16 protein-coding genes are annotated in these 14,334 nt (G+C 58.2%); 6 read left to right on the top strand and 10 right to left on the bottom strand.

Annotated elements, in window-relative coordinates; all coding sequences use genetic code 11:
* Positions 1–17: 17 nt before the first annotated feature.
* Genes SHM7688_RS19155 through SHM7688_RS19145 form a run of 3 tightly spaced genes read right to left on the bottom strand, consistent with a single transcriptional unit; the run spans position 18 to position 3,515 of the window.
* Positions 18–863, bottom strand: coding sequence for a hypothetical protein (locus SHM7688_RS19155; RefSeq protein WP_058241539.1), 846 nt, complete (start codon positions 861–863; stop codon positions 18–20).
* On the bottom strand, positions 860–2,362 hold the full coding sequence (locus SHM7688_RS19150) for a sugar phosphate nucleotidyltransferase (protein WP_058241538.1): 1,503 nt from the start codon (positions 2,360–2,362) through the stop codon (positions 860–862). The genes SHM7688_RS19155 and SHM7688_RS19150 overlap by 4 nt, the downstream gene beginning before the upstream one ends.
* Positions 2,363–2,375: 13 nt before the next feature.
* Positions 2,376–3,515 carry an acyltransferase gene (locus tag SHM7688_RS19145; protein ID WP_144432637.1) on the bottom strand — a complete coding sequence of 380 codons (1,140 nt, stop codon included), beginning with the start codon at positions 3,513–3,515 and terminating at the stop codon, positions 2,376–2,378.
* Between the two features lie 149 nt (positions 3,516–3,664).
* On the opposite strand from SHM7688_RS19145, the gene SHM7688_RS19140 reads away from it, so the two are divergent.
* Together SHM7688_RS19140 and SHM7688_RS19135 are read left to right on the top strand one after the other, a co-directional pair.
* On the top strand, positions 3,665–4,207 hold the full coding sequence (locus SHM7688_RS19140; RefSeq protein ID WP_058241536.1) for an OmpA family protein: 543 nt from the start codon (positions 3,665–3,667) through the stop codon (positions 4,205–4,207).
* Between the two features lie 284 nt (positions 4,208–4,491).
* Positions 4,492–5,313, top strand: coding sequence for a family 16 glycosylhydrolase (locus SHM7688_RS19135; protein ID WP_058241535.1), 822 nt, complete (start codon positions 4,492–4,494; stop codon positions 5,311–5,313).
* A 13-nt stretch (positions 5,314–5,326) separates the two neighbouring features.
* Here SHM7688_RS19135 and SHM7688_RS19810 read toward each other — a convergent pair whose 3' ends face one another.
* The 4 genes from SHM7688_RS19810 to SHM7688_RS20120 all read right to left on the bottom strand — a co-directional run bounded on the left by SHM7688_RS19810 (position 5,327) and on the right by SHM7688_RS20120 (position 8,855).
* Positions 5,327–5,467: a hypothetical protein gene (locus SHM7688_RS19810; RefSeq protein WP_158500715.1), complete on the bottom strand. Its 141-nt coding sequence runs from the start codon at positions 5,465–5,467 to the stop codon at positions 5,327–5,329.
* A gap of 131 nt (positions 5,468–5,598) precedes the next feature.
* A complete protein-coding gene (locus SHM7688_RS19130) occupies positions 5,599–7,353 on the bottom strand; it encodes a methyl-accepting chemotaxis protein (RefSeq protein ID WP_058241534.1) in 1,755 nt (584 codons plus the stop codon).
* A gap of 238 nt (positions 7,354–7,591) precedes the next feature.
* Entirely contained in the window at positions 7,592–8,197 is a 606-nt protein-coding gene (locus SHM7688_RS19125; protein ID WP_058241533.1) for a nicotinate-nucleotide adenylyltransferase, read from the bottom strand.
* Positions 8,198–8,357: 160 nt separating this feature from the next.
* Positions 8,358–8,855 carry a YbjQ family protein gene (locus tag SHM7688_RS20120; RefSeq protein ID WP_223229220.1) on the bottom strand — a complete coding sequence of 166 codons (498 nt, stop codon included), beginning with the start codon at positions 8,853–8,855 and terminating at the stop codon, positions 8,358–8,360.
* Positions 8,856–9,018: 163 nt separating this feature from the next.
* Between SHM7688_RS20120 and ettA the strand changes: the two genes are divergently transcribed.
* Complete coding sequence (gene ettA / locus SHM7688_RS19115; RefSeq protein WP_058241532.1) at positions 9,019–10,686, top strand: energy-dependent translational throttle protein EttA; 1,668 nt, start codon at positions 9,019–9,021, stop codon at positions 10,684–10,686.
* Between the two features lie 587 nt (positions 10,687–11,273).
* Positions 11,274–11,747: a hypothetical protein gene (locus SHM7688_RS19110; RefSeq protein ID WP_058241531.1), complete on the top strand. Its 474-nt coding sequence runs from the start codon at positions 11,274–11,276 to the stop codon at positions 11,745–11,747.
* 77 nt (positions 11,748–11,824) lie between these two features.
* Here SHM7688_RS19110 and SHM7688_RS19105 read toward each other — a convergent pair whose 3' ends face one another.
* Positions 11,825–12,304, bottom strand: a complete 480-nt coding sequence (locus SHM7688_RS19105; RefSeq protein ID WP_058241530.1) for an REP-associated tyrosine transposase — start codon at positions 12,302–12,304, stop codon at positions 11,825–11,827.
* A 156-nt stretch (positions 12,305–12,460) separates the two neighbouring features.
* Here SHM7688_RS19105 and SHM7688_RS19100 point away from each other — a divergent pair, with 156 nt between their 5' ends.
* Both SHM7688_RS19100 and SHM7688_RS19095 read left to right on the top strand, forming a co-directional pair.
* Positions 12,461–12,829 (top strand): hypothetical protein, encoded by a 369-nt coding sequence (locus SHM7688_RS19100; RefSeq protein WP_058241529.1) that lies wholly within the window; start codon positions 12,461–12,463, stop codon positions 12,827–12,829.
* Between the two features lie 226 nt (positions 12,830–13,055).
* The gene (locus SHM7688_RS19095; RefSeq protein ID WP_144432636.1) at positions 13,056–13,271 is read left to right on the top strand and encodes a hypothetical protein; all 216 of its coding nucleotides are present in this window, start codon (positions 13,056–13,058) and stop codon (positions 13,269–13,271) included.
* A gap of 76 nt (positions 13,272–13,347) precedes the next feature.
* On the opposite strand, the gene SHM7688_RS19090 is transcribed toward SHM7688_RS19095, so the two are convergent.
* Together SHM7688_RS19090 and SHM7688_RS19085 are read right to left on the bottom strand one after the other, a co-directional pair.
* On the bottom strand, positions 13,348–13,725 hold the full coding sequence (locus tag SHM7688_RS19090) for a BrnA antitoxin family protein (RefSeq protein WP_058241527.1): 378 nt from the start codon (positions 13,723–13,725) through the stop codon (positions 13,348–13,350).
* Between the two features lie 111 nt (positions 13,726–13,836).
* A complete protein-coding gene (locus tag SHM7688_RS19085; protein WP_058241526.1) occupies positions 13,837–14,244 on the bottom strand; it encodes an acyl-CoA thioesterase in 408 nt (135 codons plus the stop codon).
* Positions 14,245–14,334 lie beyond the last annotated feature (90 nt).

Here is a 14,334-nt window from a genome sequence, read left to right as displayed (position 1 = left end):
GCATTGATTTCTATGGTTCACCGCGAAGGCGTATTGACCTCCCGATGCGCTTGGATCAACGCATCGACCACCCGCATGATCGCATCTGCTTCCGTGCCCTGATGATCCTTGGCCGTATTGCCCGTGGAGTAAGACCACACGCCCGCCGCCACTTTGATGCGCAGATCCCGCACCAAAAGCACGTCCTGCGCCAGGCTGGCAAAAACCGAATAGGTGTAATCACAAAGGTCCTCAGGATCGGAAAAAGAAAAATAGATGTTGAGCACCGGCTGTCCCGGCAGCCGCGACAGCTCTTCTTTACTGACCACGCGCAATCCCGCCGCAGAAAGCTTGCTGACAAACTCTCCCTGCAGCTGACGACCGAAGTCAGCGCCGAAACCTGGCGGCGCCTTGAGCCCGGTGATATCCAGATGCAGTGCCTCAATCCCGCGCAGCACTTCGCCTTTCACCGATTTGGGTAAGGCCAGCGGATCAAATCCCAGCATTCGGCGCGCGGCATCCGGCTGACAGACCTGCGGCGCGCCTGCTTGATCTTTGGGCACATCGCTCTCAGGATCCGGCCCCTCCTGCAAACCAAACAGGCGAAAGATATAGCCTGTGTTGTTGGTGATCAGGGGCCTGCTGGAATAGCTGCGCAACTCCTGACAGGTCGCACCTGCGGGGCAATGCGTGCCAAAATAACGCACGCGTTCCCACAAAATCCAAAATCGATCACGGGTCAGATGGGGCAACGCCGCAGCCGCGCGCCCTGCCTGTGCCCCTTGCACCTCCGCTGTCTGCGCCAACAGTGGTCGGGCGGGCACAGCCAACAGACATGCCAGCAGCACCGCGACCAGCCCCTGCCCTGTGCGCGCCAGCCTCATTGCGCCACCCTCCACTCCGGTGTGACATCCCGGTTATGTGCCGCAATGGGCCGATCGCCGCACCAGTTCACGCCCTCCATCGGCTCTTGCGGCTGTTCACTGCCATCGGCAAACCGGTGATCCACGGCCCAATCCCCACTGACAATCATGTCATCCACCCAACTGCCCGGCGCCACAGCGGTTTGTGCCATCACAATGGAGCGCCGCACCAGAACACGGCTTGAAACATGTGCCCCCGCGCCAATCACCGTGGGGCCTTCGAGCTTGGCCCCCGCTTCCACCACCGCATCCGCGCCAATGAAACAGGGGCCGACAATCACAGCCCGGGGTGCTACAACCGCCCCCGGTGCCGCCCAAACGTGACGCCGGATTTCGCGCCCCTGCGGCGTGATCTGCGGCAGCAATCCCCGCAAGGCTCGTGAATTGGCCAGAAAATAGTCGCGCGGGCAGCCAATATCGCACCAGTCAAATGCCCCCTGATAAGCCTGTATGCGCCCCCCCGCCGCCAAAATGGCTGGCAGGAGATCATGCGCAATGTCCTGCGGCGCCCCATAGGCCAGATGACGCAGCGCGCGTGGGTGAAAAATGTAGATCCCGGTGCTGGCAAGGCGGGACGGTGGCTGCTTTGGCGTCGGTTTTTCCACAAACCCGGTCACACGCGCCTGCGCATCAATCTCAAGGATGCCGTAATTTTGTACCGCATCACGCGGCACCTGCTGTACTGCAAGGGTCACATCCGCACCGCTGCGCCGATGCAAGGAGGCCATCTCCGCAAGATCAACGGTGCTGATCGCATCCCCGCACATGACGACAAAATCCTCATCAAAAGCTGACAGCTGCGCCTGCATGGCCAGCAACGTGCTCGCGGAGCCCAAAGGCGCGGCCTGCCAGTGTGGCCCAAGGTAGCGCCCTTCATTGAAAAACTGCACCGGCCGCAGCCCCGCACTGCTCAGACGTGCATGAAACTGCGGTCCGAGGTGTCCGGGATTGATCAGCACATCCCGCAGTCCAAATCCCGCCAGATGTGTCATCACATGCTCCAGCACCGGACGCCCCATCAGATCCAGCAATGGTTTGGGCGTCTGCGCACTTAACGGTGCCATACGCCGGCCTGCCCCGGCCACAAGCACCACAGCTTTCATCCCGGCAAGCCGCCGCGCCCGAAACGCGGGGGCCGCAAGTGCCGCCTCGCGCGTTTCAAACACGGTCAGAAGCCGTGACAGCGCACAACGGTCAATCTCTCGCGCCACCGCCGGACAGGCCCCAAAATAGCCAATCACCACCTCACGCGGCGCGGCGCTCTGAAACTCGACAAGCCCCGCCAACCCAGATCGGGTGATCCGCCGCACCGCGCTCAAATCCACAAGAAAGGCGCTGCGCCCGCGCTGCACGGCTTGCACCTGCGCCCGTCGCAGCGTGCCAAAATCCGCAGAGGTCAATCGGCTGCAGGCCAGTTTGATGACGGTGATCCGCCCGTGATCATCGCTCATGGTGAGCATTGCACACTCCTTTTCAGATATCTTGCGGCTTCAGACGGCGGCCCATGCCGGGCAGCGGCCCAAGCCCCACCGTCCAGGCCGTGCCGCGCCACCCTGCCAAGCCCCAAACAGCCAAACCGGTCATTGGCACCGTCCAGAGCAGTTCCAAAACCATCAGCGCTGTTGGCGAAAGCGCGCTGTCGCTCAGGGCAATCTCCGCCAGATCCAGAAACATCGGATGGCAGAGATAAAGCCCAAAAGTGTAGCGCGCCAAACGACTGCCCCAACGGGGCCAGCTGCGATCTGCGCGGCTCAAACACAGGAGCAAGAGCACGGCCGGCATCATATAGTCCGCCCAATAGGCGGCCGGATCTGTCAGATCCCATCGCCCCTGCATCACAACCTGCACCGTCGCCAGGAGCTTGACCGCAAACAACGCCACCGCCACCAGCGCCAGCGGCGCAAACCACTCTGCGCGCACCTGCGCGGTGCTGCGCTCCCAAAGTCCCAAAACAGCGCCCGCCAGAAACCCATAGCCTGCATAGGTCAGAATTTTCACCGCGCGCACCACATATGGCAGCACATCGCCGCCCCACAAAAGAGAGTAAAGTTCACCCTCCAAGGCGCTCTTTAAAAACAAAAAAACCAAAATCAAAAACCCCCAGACGGGCTGTTTGCGCGCGCTTTGATAGGCCGGATACATCAGCACCAGACCAAAGAGCGTTGGGATAAAATGCATATGGTATTTTACATCCCCCAGAAGCAGGAATCCCAGCCAGCCCTGCACGGAAGTCACCCTGTCCAATTGCGCCGCGCCATAGCCAAACGCCTGCGCCTTGATCAGCCCAAACCCCGCATAAAACACCGTCCAGAACACGAAGGGCACCAACAGGCGCCGCGCCTGATCCCGTATCACTACGCCATAGCTGCGCAGATGCCGCGCCTGTGCCATCAACAAAAGCAGCAAAGACACTATCAGGAACAGCTCCGTGCGGGCGGTATAAAGCACCGTGCGCAATAGCATCGGCACAACGCGCTCCGCCGGCGTCGCCTCCGGGAAGGGCTGCCCCTGCGCATCTGCGCTCACATGCAGACCAATCATGGAAATTCCGGCAAACAGGCGCAGCGTGTCAATCCACGCATGCCGCCCCGCCAGAGGACCTTCTGCAACCATGCAGACCACCAACACCAAACGAACAATACCAGAACATGATGGCAACCAATCTTCAACAAATGGTAAAGAAAATTGATGAAGGGTCCCAAGTGCGATTTAGAAAAAATAAACCCCTCGCCCATAGCCTTTTTAGGGTGAGGAGTTTTGTTATGCGGTTTTTTGGTTTTCGCCCCATCGCACTGGGGCTGTGTGGTCTGCTCTCTACGCCCGGCGCTTGGGCGCTATCTCCTGATGAAATCTGTAGCCAGATGCAGGCCGCCTATGGCGTTCCAGCGGAAAGTTGCCCCCTGCTCACCTCAGAGCCGGTGCCAGCGGCGCAAACACCCGCTGCCAGCGCTCTGCCTGATGATATTGAGGAAAGTCATATTTTCTTTCCCTCCGGTGGGGCCCGGCTGGATGACACTGCCAAAGTCAAACTGGCCACAGTGGCCGCCGTATTGGAAAGCACCCCCATGCGCACAGCCTGCCTGCGGCTGACCGGGCATTCAGACACGATTGGCAGCGCGCAGGCCAATCAGGCGCTTGCGCTCCGACGCGCAGAGGCTGTTGCCGAGGCGCTCAAGATCAGCCTCACCGATAAGAGCCGCATTCTCGACGTGCGCTCTTTGGGCGAAACGCTGCCTTTGCCAGACATCCCCTCAAATTCCCGCCGCAACCGCCGTGTCACAATCGAAGCCAAGACCTGCCCTTAAAGCACCTTGCGTTGTATGTGAGCCAATCAGATCGCCTTTCGCGTTCGACCGTATGAGAAAGGCCGCGAATAAGCGCTTCAACTCAGACGCAAACTGCTCCAGCCTCCTGCCCCCAGTTTCCCGATGAAGTCAGCCCCTAGCGCGCCATACGGTTCGCTGGGCGGCTCTTCGGCGCAATCATTAACCACTTAACCCTTTTTCACTTGCCCCAGCCCAATTTAAATCCTCTCACTGGATCATGGTTAACAGAAGGTTAACCGTGATATCGGGTGGGGACCTGAAACATGGGAAAATCACACGCAAACCGCAGCGCGCGCTGTGGGCTCTTTGTGGCTATCTGCTTGGCATTCGCAACCACTGCTCCCGCAGAGCCGGGTGCCGTGCTGGCACCGCGGCCCACACTTCTGGAAACATTTGAAAAGCCCATTACACCAGACTGGCACAGACATTGGGCCATCGCGCACTACAGGTTTTCCCATCCGTTTTTTGACACGGACTGGTCGCGCGACAATCTACATATCGACAAAGGGCTGCACCTGACACTCGCGCCGCAAGACAACGCCAAAAACCGTTTTCTTGGGGCCTCGTTACGTCACAAGGAGCGCACCCATTTTGGCCGCTATGAGGCCAGCATCCGCCCGGCCAAAGGCGCCGGATTGGTCACAGGTTTTTTCACCTACACCGGCCCGCATTATGGCACCCGCCACGATGAAATCGACATCGAATTTCTCGGTCAGGACACCACCCGCCTCAACATCGCGTGGTTTGTCGATGGCAAACTCTATGATCGCAAAGTGGATCTGGGCTTTGACGCGGCTCAAACGCTGCGCAGCTATGCCTTTGACTGGTTGCCCGACCGCCTGCGCTGGTATGTGGATGGTACGCTGCTATTTGAGGTGACCGAGGAGGAAGCCCCTCTGCCCAAAGTGCCGGGGTTTCTTTTTGCCAATCTCTGGGCCGCCGATACCCCGCTGACGCACTGGGCTGGCACGGCCCAGACGGGCACCCATGCCAAAGCCTTTGTGGGCCACATGTCCTTCACACCCGCCAAAACCCCACGTACATCCCAGCCTCAGAGCGGGCTAGAGACCCACCCCGGCTCATAGGCGTCACCCTGTCCTATTGCGCGTCCACTTGCGGAGGAAACAGCGCGCTTGGTGTCAAGGCCGCGCCCATATCGGCACCTGCCCATCCGGTGGCGGCAAGCGCCATCGCCGACAAAAACGTCAACGCACAAAAGACCTGAATGCGCTTACTCATGAGCCGCCCCGATCTGCCGCACCCGACGCGCCGCACAAATAGGCCAATAGACAAAGCTCTCAGGCATCTCACAACCTCCCTTCTGGAGCAGAAAAAAACCGGGGCGCCCAAACGCCCCGGTCACATCCGTTTTACGCAGACCGCTGGAAACTGATCTCCTCAGCATCCTCGGTCATCGTCTCAACCGCCGTGGAGGGGCGGAACCCCGCCACCAGTTCCGCCAGCTCGCTGGCGGCCTCCTGAAGCGCACGCCCCTGCGCGCTGGAGCGATCCACCAAAGCGGCGTTCTGCTGTGTCACGCGGTCCAGATCCATCACACCAGAGTTGATCTCGGTGATCGCGGTTGCCTGATCACGAGAGCTTTCGGCAATCTGCACAGCCAGCGTGCTTACGTCCTGGATTTTGGTGATGATTTCCTCAATCGCCTTACCGGCCTGATCCACAAGATCCACGCCCACTTCCACCTGATCGGCGGAGGTATCGATCAATTCCTTGATCTCATGGGCGCTGGTCGCAGAGCGCAGCGCCAGTGAGCGCACCTCAGAGGCCACAACCGCAAAACCACGACCACTGTCCCCCGCACGCGCGGCTTCCACGCCAGCGTTCAGCGCAAGCAGGTTGGTCTGGAAGGAAATATCCTCGATCACGCGGTTGATCTCACTGATCTTGCCTGCGCTGTCTTTGATATCCTGCATCGCATCCACGGCGCTCTTGACGATTTCCCCGCCGCGCAGCGCCTCGGATTTGGTGGCATCCACGGTGTTTTCCACCGATTTGGTCTGATCGGAGGCGCTCTGCACGCTATCGGTGATCTGGCTGATCGCGGCGGCGGTTTCCTCAAGCGTGGCCGCCTGATTTTCGGTGCGTTTCGCCAGGTTCTGCGTGCCTTCCGCCATAGAACCGGTCTCACCCTCGATCTGCGAAATCGTACCAAGCACCCGGCCAATCACATCATCAAGCGCCTCTGCGGTCTTGTTGAAATCAGCCCGCAGCATCTCATAATCCTCCCCGAATGCGGTGGTTATGCGATGGCTCAACTGCCCCTGTGCCAATTGGTTCAGACCATCTGCCAGTTCGCCAACCACTTCGGATTGCGCCCGTGCAGTCTCTTGGGATTGCTCTTCCAGTGCCTTATTGGCCTTGATGGTCTGTACAAACTCCGTCACCGCACGTGCCAGTCGGCCCAGCTGATCTTTGCGCGTATCACTTGGCACCTCGCTCGCGGTATCCCCTTCACGCAGCGCATCAATGCGCTCAATGATGCCGCCCAGAGGCCGGGTCACACTCGCCGCGATGATGTAAACGATGAAGGCCATAACCAGAACCATCGCCACCCCCACAATCAGGGACTGCAGATACAGCTGGTTCACAGCCGTCGCCACACGGGTCAGATCGAAGCCAATCACCATCTCCCCAACAACCGTGCCGTCGGTGTGATTGACCGGGAATTTGATGAACTCCACATCCCCGACAAACAGCCGCGCGCTGGCCTCTTCCATCGCCAGAATTTCCGCAATCTGCGCGTTCCAGGCCGTGGCGTCATCGCCTTTCACAACCACTTCGGCAAAAGCGTCCCCATCCACGAACACTTTGGCAAACAGCGCGTCTTCCATCTCAACAATGCCCGCAATGGCGCCATTGGCCCCATCGGTGTTGAAATCCCAGACAGCCGCCGCCACCGGAGGCGCCATAAAGGTCTGCGCCATCTCCAACTCGCTTTCAAACGCGTGCTGATAGGTGGTGGTTTGAAGATTCATCCACCACACGGTGGAGCTGGCAAAGAACACAACGATACATCCGACAATCGGCAGCAGCAGCCGCCCCATGATCGAAAAACCAAAAAAACGGTCCAGCAGACGCGTCAGAAAGTTCACAATAAAGGCCATCGCCCAGTTCCGCAGTGCGGCCCCCAATAAGGCACCTGAGTGGAGGTGCTGTTGTCATCTCGGTCAGGAGGCCATCCAAGAAACGCCACAGCGGCTTGCCCAGAAACGGAACACCGCTGGCCGTATCCCAAGCGCCACGCGCCCAAGACAGCCCAGTCCTGCGAGACTGACCCTAGGAAAGTTGCGTTAATTGTTGCTTACAGCCACAGCGCCGTTCACTGCGCGCCACGAAAAACACTTAACTCGTTGTCCAAGCGCCGTTTTTTCTGATCTCAGTGGAGCTGATGGCGCGCATGGGCATATTGGCAAAGCCCCAGACAGGCGCCGCTTTGCGACTCAGCAGCCGGTTCTGAGCGGGGTGCAGACGGGCCTTGTGAAACACCTGCGCGGCCTTGGCATGACGCGCCTCAAGCCGGTCTCCGGGCCGCGCCAGAACCCCCACCGGCACCCGCGCCATGATTTCCTCCCAGTCGCGCCAGCGATGAAACTGCGCCAGATTATCCGCCCCCATCAGCCAGACAAACCGCGCCTGCGGGCAACTCTTCTGCAAAAGCGCAAGGGTCTCTGCCGTATACCGCGTGCCAGCCTGCGCCTCAAAATCGCTGACATGCACACGGGGGTGATCCATGATCGCCCGCGCCGCCGCCATCCGTCGCGCCAACGCCGCCGGGCCGCGCGCCTTAAGAGGATTGCCGGGGCTCACCAGCCACCAGACCCGATCCAGCCCAAACCGCTTCATCGCCTCCCGCGTCAGATGCACATGGCCCGCGTGAGGCGGATCAAACGATCCTCCCAACAGGCCAATCGTCTGACCCCGCGCAACATATGGCAATCCGTAAGGCACGAGGTTTAGTGGGCTTTTGTGAGGGGAAGGTCAATGGTTCCTATGCCAAAGCAAAGCTTTGGAAGTGCCCCACTGGCAGAAAGGGCCTTGCTCAGCAAGGTCCCAGAAGGTGAAGCGCACATCGAACTCGGCCACCTTCATGTTCTACCTTCGTCCTTGCTCACTTCCGCTTTACTGCGGTACCGTGGGCAACCAACATTAGCATCGTGCTTCCTGTGGCACCAATTTCGTTGTAGTCTAAGCTCACTGCGATAACCGCATCTGCTCCAAGCTCTGCAGCCTCGTCTTTTAGTTCCTCAATTGCCTGCAATCGAATATCCCGTAACACCTTTTGAACGTTACCTGTCCGCCCACCAACGACATTTCGGACCCCTGTCATAAAGTCTTTAAGTACGTTCATACCAACGACCACTTCAGAGCTCACAATGCCGCAACGCTCAGCGATAGGAAAATCGACCTGAGCTTCTGTAGTCACAACCATTCCGCCTTTTCGGCTCAAATGCCCCGCAAAATCATCGGCGGAAAACCTATCAGGCTTTTTCAGTTTCAAATGCTCTGGAAGATCTTGGTTCAGCATAGCAGCGTGACAACTACCACAACGCCCCTTGTAATTGTTAATTTCGTTAATTTTCTTTTTGCAATCGATACAAGTCGCCATGTCACTTCCATTAAATAGTCGAACAGGATTTAGCGAAAATACCCGATAAGCTCTCCGGCAGCAAAGGACTTGCCACGTCCTATCTCCCAACCTCCATTGCCCCCGCCCCCGCCCTCCGCTATCACACGCTCTAACGTGATTTTGGCGAACGGAGTCGGCTCCCATGGCATCTTATCAATATGTCTACCACATGCAGGGTGTGTCCAAGACCTACCCCGGTGGTAAAAAATGTTTTGAAAACATCCACCTGTCCTTCCTTCCGGGCGTGAAAATTGGTGTGGTCGGCGTCAACGGCGCTGGTAAATCCACCCTGATGAAGATCATGGCCGGTCTGGACAAAGACTTCACCGGTGAGGCGTGGTCCGCAGAAGGCGCGCGCGTGGGCTACCTGCCACAGGAGCCGCAGCTGGATGACAGCCTCTCCGTGCGTGAAAACGTCATGCTCGGCGTGAAGGAAAAGAAAGACAAAGTTGATCGGTTCAACGCCATCGCCATCGAAATGGCGGAGAACTACACCGACGAGCTGATGGAAGAGATGACCGTCCTTCAGGACGCCATCGACAGCGAAAACCTCTGGGATCTGGACAGTCAGGTCGACATCTCCATGGAGGCCCTGCGTTGCCCGCCTGATGACGCCAATATCGCTGACCTCTCCGGTGGTGAGAAACGCCGTGTCGCGCTCTGCAAACTGCTGCTGGAAGCGCCCGACATGCTGCTGCTTGACGAACCGACCAACCACCTGGATGCGGAAACCATCGCCTGGCTGCAACAGCACCTGATCGACTACAAAGGCACCATCCTCTGCGTCACTCACGACCGCTACTTCCTCGATGACATCACCGGCTGGATCCTCGAACTCGACCGCGGCCGCGGGATTCCGTATGAGGGCAACTACTCCGCATGGCTGGAGCAGAAAGCCAAACGTCTGGAGCAGGAAGCCCGCGAAGACAAATCCAAGCAGAAAACGCTTGAGCGTGAACTTGAGTGGATGCGTCAGGGTCAGAAAGCCCGTCAGGCCAAATCCAAAGCGCGTATCGCCGCCTATAACGATCTGGCCAGCCAGTCTGAGCGCGAGAAAATCACCCGCGCGCAGATCGTCATTCCAAACGGCCCGCGCCTTGGCTCCAAGGTGATCGAGGTCAACGGGCTGTCCAAGCACTTTGGCGACAAGCAGCTGATCGAAAACCTCGAATTCTCCCTGCCACCGGGCGGGATTGTCGGCGTGATCGGCCCCAACGGCGCCGGTAAATCCACGCTCTTCAAAATGCTCACCGGTCAGGAACAGCCCGATCAGGGCACTGTGGAATATGGCGACACCGTGAAGCTCAGCTATGTGGACCAGTCCCGCGATGATCTGAACGACAAAGACACCGTTTGGGAAGCCATCTCCGGCGGCGCCGAGATCATCGAGCTGGGGGATGCGCAAGTGAACTCCCGCGCCTACTGTTCGTCCTTCAACTTCAAGGGCGGCGACCAGCAGAAACCACTGAACCTGCTGTCGGGTGGGGAACGCAACCGCGTCCACATGGCGCGCCTCTTGAAAGAAGGCGGCAACGTCCTTCTGCTCGACGAACCGACCAACGATCTGGACGTGGAAACCCTCCGCGCGCTCGAAGACGCGCTGGTGGATTTCGCCGGCTGCGCCGTGGTCATCTCCCACGACCGCTTCTTCCTCGACCGTATCTGTACCCACATCCTCGCCTTTGAAGGCGACGCCCATGTGGAATGGTTCGAAGGCAACTTTGAGGACTACGAAGAAGACAAAAAACGCCGTCTGGGCCCGGATGCTCTGGAACCCAAGCGCCTCAAGCACAAAAAGTTCACCCGCTAACGTAGGGTGCGCATTCACTGCGCACCACGCCACCCGGCCAAACGAGCAAACGGTGCGCGGAAACCGCGCACCCTACGGCGGATGCGGCACACAAACGCTGCGTAACCTACGAAATAAAACACCCCCATGAGGCCGTACCCACCGGCGACATTTTGCTCAATGCTAGTGGGTTCCTGCCATCACCTCAGCGCCATGAACTCCTGAGAGCAAATACAAGACTACTCACTATTAGGGCTTTACACTGAAAGAACGTTGCAAGTAACTTTGCTCAACTCCGGATGTAACGATTACACAAAATTAAGCATAATTTCTGAAACTGGTTACACTAGTGACTTTGGATAGCTTCTACTATATGAACTTTCTGAAGAGCAGCAGGAAAAACAATGACAGCCATAAAACGTGATCAAGACGTGTTTTTTCGCGTTGTGAAGCGTAGCGGACGTAGCGGAAAGTTCGTAAGTCGTGCGCAGCATGGATCAACTGGACAACATGTGATTTCTGTAAACCGTGGAACTTACAAAAAGGGGCTTAAAGCTGCTTCTAAAGTTTTGCGTGAGCTAAATCCCCCCGAGAAAGCGGATTGATTTATGAATCCAATGTTTAGCCTACTGGCGGGCAAAGACAATGAAGATGTAGAAGGGCTCATAGCTTACGCATTGTATAAGCGCCACAAACGGTCTTGGGCTACAAACTTTGAGGAAAAGAACAAACGGCCTCCAAACAACGCTGAAAAGGCCGCTTTTGCAGAAACAACGTCAACTGAGGATTCATGTGAACGATACCGCATGAATGCACAAGACATTTTGATCGGCTTTGCTAATTCCTTTGTCGAGGATGAGCGCCCAGGCATTGAACAAGAGGCAATTAAGGGCTCCGTCTCGGATGCAGTACACGGGATTAAAAAGGCAGGATCGTTTTGGAGCTTACTGAAAGTTGGTGTTGTCTCGACGCTCGTAACATCTGCTCTTCTGGCGCTCTTGGCTTTTGGAACGCAAGTATTCGGAATCGATTTGATTGACGCGCTCCAGGGAACTCCAGAATCTAAAGGAAGCGATAGCTAATAGACCGTAGGGTGCGCATTCACTGCGCACCACGCTTTCTGACCGCATGCAAAACCGGTGCGCGGCAACCGCGCACCCTACGGCCATCGCCCTGCTGCTATGTCGCGATGCACCGATGAATACGGCCAATCCTCAGCACGCTGAACAAACCCATGTTTCACTGGGTTCAAATGGCAATACCGTATCGCCGCCGCGTAGCTTTCTTGATCCCGAATATGATGTTCCCAAAACCGCCGCTGCCACACCGCGCGTTCTCGCCGCGCCACATGACTATCGCGTTGCACCCCTTTGGGCACAGCCCGTGAAAACCGCGCCTTGATGATTTGCCACCGCCGCGCATAGTCGCTGTCCCCCGGCGGCAAAGTCCAGACGGCGTGCATATGATCGGGCATCACAACCCAGGCATCGATGTAAAACCGCCGCTCTGCATGTGTTTTGATCACCGCCTCTCGAAGCCGATCAATACGCCGGACCAACAAATCATCGCCCCGTTCAGCCAGATTGACGGTGAAAAACACCGTCGCGCCGGGCACCTTGGGGCGAATGTAGCGGGACATCGCCTAAGCCTGCGCTGACATGGTTAACAAATCTCTAACGGCCCAGCTCGCCACCAGCAACAAACATCACACCCCCGCCATCGCGCTGTAACACCTCTTAAAACCACCGCCTCGCGCCCCCATCCTCGCTAAACCACCACTCACGAGGACCATATCATGCGCCATCTGCTTCCTGCCCTCATCGCCGCCATCCTCATGGCCCTCTTCATCGCTCTGGACACAGGTCGCAGCCTCGGCGCACATCCGTGGTGGAGCCAGAAAACCCTCCTCATCGGCGCGCTCATCGGCCTGTTCCTCGCCACGCTTGCAGGCCTCAAGCTGCGCCCGATGCCACTCACGGTCGCCACAATGCTCGGGACCATTCTTGCCTTTGCCACCGCCAAATACGGCCAGACACAATTCGCAGCCTCCTATGCCGAGGACCAACTGGCAGGGCAGCTCTGGTACCTTGGCTGGATGGCCACGGGCGCACTGACAGCGGCGTGGCTGACCTCCGTGGTACAATGGCTATTGAACCGAGAATAGCGGGCAACACATCTGACCGCGCGCAACAGCTTGCATGCCTCGCACGCTCAGGCGCATGGCATATGCATGGTTAACCCCACGTGAACTCGGCACAAACCCACGCTCCCGCCGCATAGGCGCCATATTGCTGCCCCATTTCAAAGCCCATAGTGATCTTGACGCATTTGGGGTATGCTAAGGTCACCCGCCTCAGCCCCCCGCCAGAAGGCATATGGAAAGGCGCATCATGGCTCTCGTTCTGATCTTTGCTGGTAGCATGGCCGGGCTTCTCATCGGAGCCTTCCAGATGATGTTTCAGGATGCCTCCGTCTGGGCCTTGCTCACAACCTATTTGAGCTTCTCCCTGGCCTTTCCCGCCGTAGCGCTCACCTTGGCAATGGCCCTGGGCACGCTGCGTCCCAGCCATGATGAGACCGACCTCTTTAACGGCCATCAAGCCTGATCCTCTCGACTGCATATGCGCGCGACTGGCGATGCGACAGTCATTCGCCACCAGCGCAAACAAGGCGCGGCGCGCTCTATGGATCCTCCTCGGCCTCCCGCAACCACGTCATAACATCGGCCTCATGGCGGATCTCTTCGGCAATTTTCATCTGCGCCCATGTGGCCAGCAGACGGTTGATCCGCGCCTGATACCCCTTGCCCATGGCCCGGTAGAACTGCGCCACGGAGCGATCCAGATAGAGCGTCACTTTCTCTTTGCGCTCACTGACATCCAAATCCTGTTCTAGATGATGCCATGCCTCAGGAACCGCCTCGCGCAAAGCAGCTCCCACCCAGGCCTGCGAGGTCAGCACCAACAGGTTGCGCGCCAAACCCTCGCGCGCGGCCCGCTTTGTTTTGCTGTCTCGTGATATCTTCTGACGCCCGCCAAAGGGCAATGATGGCTCTGCCATGACAATCCTCCTGTCATGAAGCCTGCCGCAAAGCCCTTGCGCAATCCCAATCAGGGCGCACGCACGCCGTTGCGCGGCCCCGCCGAAGACGCCGGGGGCGACTTCCTGCACCTACACTTGCGGCCAAGGGGCATCTTCCTGCGGTACCGGGCGCGGGTTGCCATCCTCGTCAATGGCAACATAGGTGAAAATCGCCTCTGTCACCTTCTCTGAAACCCCGCGCCGATGGCGCACGGCCCAGGCTTCGATCTTGATCGCCATCGAGCTGCGCCCAACCCGCGCGACAGAGGCCCACACACATAAGATATTGCCCACCTGCACAGGGCGGATAAACTTCATCGCATCCACTGCCACAGTGGTCACACGCCCTTTGGCCCGCTGTGCCGCCACGATGCCACTTGCGATGTCCATCTGGCTCAACACCCAGCCGCCAAAAATATCGCCATTGATGTTCACATCCGATGGCATTGCCACCACACGCAGGGTCGCTTCCCCATCTGGTTGTTGCTCGTCGCTCATGCCAGGTCCTCTCTTTGCCCCTACGATAGCGACAAAGCCCACGGGACAAAAGCAAGCTGACGTTGCGACACACACCACACGGCAGGCAAA

This window comes from Shimia marina, from assembly GCF_001458175.1.
Taxonomy (GTDB): domain Bacteria; phylum Pseudomonadota; class Alphaproteobacteria; order Rhodobacterales; family Rhodobacteraceae; genus Shimia; species Shimia marina.
The sequence above is the reverse complement of the archived record's forward strand: the minus strand, read 5'-3'. Positions and strand labels throughout refer to the sequence as shown.